The following is a 3,140-nucleotide window of genomic DNA, read 5'->3' on the forward strand; positions in this document are numbered from 1 at the left end:
CGCCGGTTCGAGGTGCCGCTGCGCCAGTCGGAGGCCTGCCGGTACAGCTTGGTGACGAAAACGACCTCCCGGTGGGTCACTCCGGGGAGGCCTGCAAAAGAGCCGGTGACGATCTCCATGAGCTCTTCGTGGCTTGAGGCGAAGCAGTCGATGAAGAGATCGTGCGAGCCGGACACCAGCGAAACGGTGCCGAAGGCCGGCTCCGCGCACAGCTTGTGGACCAGGGCTTCGTTCTCGCTTGGCAGCGACGAAAGGCTGATGAACGCAGACCACCCCGCGCTCAGGTAGCGCGGACCCGGGGCCGGGGTGATCCATGCCAGTCCCTGCTCCGCAAGAGAGTTCCAGCGGCGCGCGACGGTTGGCCCGGACAAGCCCAGGACATCCCCCACGCGGCTCCAGTCGGCACGGGGATTGATCTGAAGGGCATTGACGATTTCAAGGTCAGTTTCGGAGATCATGGCTGATTCCTTCAAAATTCGCGGTTCTCAGATGATTTCAAACAAATTCCTAGCCAGTGTAGACGGCGGACCTAACGTTGTGACTCGCATCACCCGCTCGCATCCGAAGACCCAGGCAACGAAGCCCCCCAACACTCAAGGAAGCACATGGCAAGCAAGACAGCACCTCCGGCGACTGCGGCCGTCGCCCGCCGGACGATCACCGGCATGATCGTGGCGATGGCCCTGATCGAATCCCTCAGCGGAGTCACCCAGGGATACCTGAACCCCATCCTCCCCGCCTTGGGGCCGGCCTTTTCGATCGACGACCCCACCATCAACGGTATTTTCCTCATCTCGAACGTGAGTTTCGCGGTGCTCACGCCGATCATCTCGCGGCTCGGCGACAGCTACGGCTATAGGCTCGTCCTCCGCTGGTCGACGGCTGTAGTCGCGGCCGGCGTCGTCATGATGGCGATGTGGCCGTCGCTGTGGACGGTGACGATCGGCGTCGTCATGCTCACGTGCGTGGTTGGTTTCATCCCTCTAATGATGGGCATCCTGCGCGTGAGCAGCCCGGCGCAGACCCGCACCGGGGTCAGCGTGATGATCGGCATGCTCATGATCATGGTCGGCGCAGGCGGCCTGCTTGCCGGGATCATCGGCGTCGACGATCCCACCCTCGGTTTCTGGGTTGCGGTGCCGTTCGCGGTTGCCGGGCTGCTTTGCTCCTTCGTCCTGCCCGACGCCGGAACCCCCACGGGCGAGGGACTCGCCCTGGTGCCGCTCATGGCATGTTCCCTGGGACTCATCGGCTTCGTGGTGGCGCTTTCGATGGGCCCGGACTGGGGCTGGTTGGATGCCAAGACCCTGGGATCCGGAATCATCGGACTCGCGCTGTTGGCTTATTGGGTGGTCCTGGACGCTCGACGCGTCAACGGGAAGCGCTTCATGGACCTGCGGATGCTTGCCATCCCGCGGATCCGGACGGTCTCGCTGGCCACCTTCTTCTTCGGCTTTGCCTCCATCAGCTACTTCGGCACCAACGGGATCTTCCTGTACTCAAACCCGGACAAGACCGGCTACGGCTTCGCGCTGAGCCCCCTCATCATCGCAATCGTCCTGGCTGCCGCATCGGTGCTCTCGCTGTTCTCCTCGCTTCTGACCTCAAAGGCGCTCAGTCTGTTTGGCGAACGGGCCACCCTGGTGTTCGCCGGTCTCCTCCTGGCGGGCGGCTTCCTGGTCATGGCGGCTGCGCACGGCTCCCTGGCCGGCTACTGCACCGGATTCGCCATGTTCAACTTGAGCCTTGGCATGTATCAGGCAGGAACCCGGGCACTGTCTGTTGAGGGCGTTCCGCTGGAGGAAACTTCGACGGCGGCCGGCCTCAACGAACTGGCGCTGTCCGTTGGCATCGCGGTGGGCGCCGCCGTCGTGAAGCTCATCTCCTCGTCTTCAGTCCAGTCCGGGCACATCAGCGAGGGCGGGCTCCTGTCGATCTGGATTGCCCTGGCCATCGCGGCCTTGGTCGCCGCGGCAGCTGCCGCCCGCTACCCGAAGCGCAAAGCCGCGGCGACAACTGCAGGGGTCGCCGTATGAAAGCCGCGGCTCTGAAAGCCGCCTCCCTCGAAACCGCAACGCCCGTCACGACCTCTTCGGCCGCCGTCGGGCGCTCCATCTCCGCAGCGCTGGAACGCTGGGAGCCGGAAATCCTCGGCCTGAGCCACGCGATCCACGCCGATCCCGAGCTCAGCGGGCAGGAGTTCCGGGCCGCCAAGCGGGTTAGCCGGCTGCTCCGGAGCGCGGGCTTCAGCTTTGACGATCCGCAGCCTGTGCTCCCGGCTTCTTTCAGCGCGAGGTTCGGGACGGGTGAGCTGGTGGTCGCGCTGTGCGTCGAATACGACGCCTTGCCGACCATCGGGCATGCCTGCGGACACAATGTGAACGCCGCCTGCGCCGTGGGGGCGGCACTCGCGCTCGCTTCCGTCGCCGACGAGCTCGGGATCACCGTCAAGGTCCTCGGCACTCCTGCGGAAGAGACAAATGGCGGCAAGGTCGATCTCATTGGTGAGGGCTTCTTCGAGGACGTGTCTCTGGCGATGATGGCCCATGCCGGTGCCGAGGACGTCGTCGGCGGCTCATCCTTGGCCATGGGTATGTGGGACGTGCTTTATGAAGGGCGGCCTGCGCATGCCGCCGCCGCTCCGTCAGAGGGTGTCAATGCCCTCGACGCCCTCGTGATCGCACAGACGGCGATTGCCTTGGCCCGGCAGCAACTTCCGCCCGGCTCGGTTGTTTCGCTGATCGTGACCGAAGGCGGGAGCGCCGTCAACGTCATACCCGAGCGGGCACGGGCGAGCGTCGAAATGCGCTCACCCAGCATCAAGAATCTTCGCGTCATCGAGGAACGCGTGCGGCGCTGCCTGGAAGCGGGTGCACTTGCCAGCGGAAGCACGCTCAAGGTCACCCCCACGGGCAATGCCTACGCTGAACTCAGGCAGGACCGGTACCTTTCCGAGGCGTACCGGACAGCAATGTCCACCCGGGGGAGGGCTGTTGAGTTCAACGAAGATCCAGTAGCTTCCACAGATATGGGCAACGTCTCGCAACTGGTCCCGAGCATCCATCCGCTGCTCGGCTACGACGTCGGCGGGGCCGCCCACCACACCGCCGAGTTCGCTGCCCACGGCTCGTCGGCCTCCG

3 protein-coding genes are annotated in these 3,140 nt (G+C 64.9%); 2 read left to right on the forward strand and 1 reads right to left on the reverse strand.

The genetic code is table 11. The features are described from left to right. Nucleotides 1-458, reverse strand: a 458-nt coding sequence (locus AHiyo1_RS09330) for an Lrp/AsnC family transcriptional regulator (protein WP_148667527.1), incomplete at its 3' end; no start/stop codon positions are given. Between the two features lie 147 nt (nt 459-605). Between AHiyo1_RS09330 and AHiyo1_RS09335 the strand changes: the two genes are divergently transcribed. Together AHiyo1_RS09335 and AHiyo1_RS09340 are read left to right on the forward strand one after the other, a co-directional pair. Beyond that, the gene (locus AHiyo1_RS09335; RefSeq protein WP_059388383.1) at nt 606-2,036 is read left to right on the forward strand and encodes an MFS transporter; all 1,431 of its coding nucleotides are present in this window, start codon (nt 606-608) and stop codon (nt 2,034-2,036) included. Then, the coding region (locus AHiyo1_RS09340; protein WP_059388384.1) for an amidohydrolase at nt 2,033-3,140 on the forward strand (1,108 nt) is incomplete at its 3' end. The genes AHiyo1_RS09335 and AHiyo1_RS09340, both read left to right, overlap by 4 nt.

It is taken from the genome of Arthrobacter sp. Hiyo1 (assembly GCF_001263615.2).
Taxonomy (GTDB): Bacteria; Actinomycetota; Actinomycetes; order Actinomycetales; family Micrococcaceae; genus Arthrobacter.

What these genes read in the sequence shown, in the direction of transcription:
- AHiyo1_RS09335 (WP_059388383.1), top strand. Translation starts at nt 606, where the DNA reads ATGGCAAGCAAGACAGCACCTCCGGCGACTGCGGCCGTCGCCCGCCGG.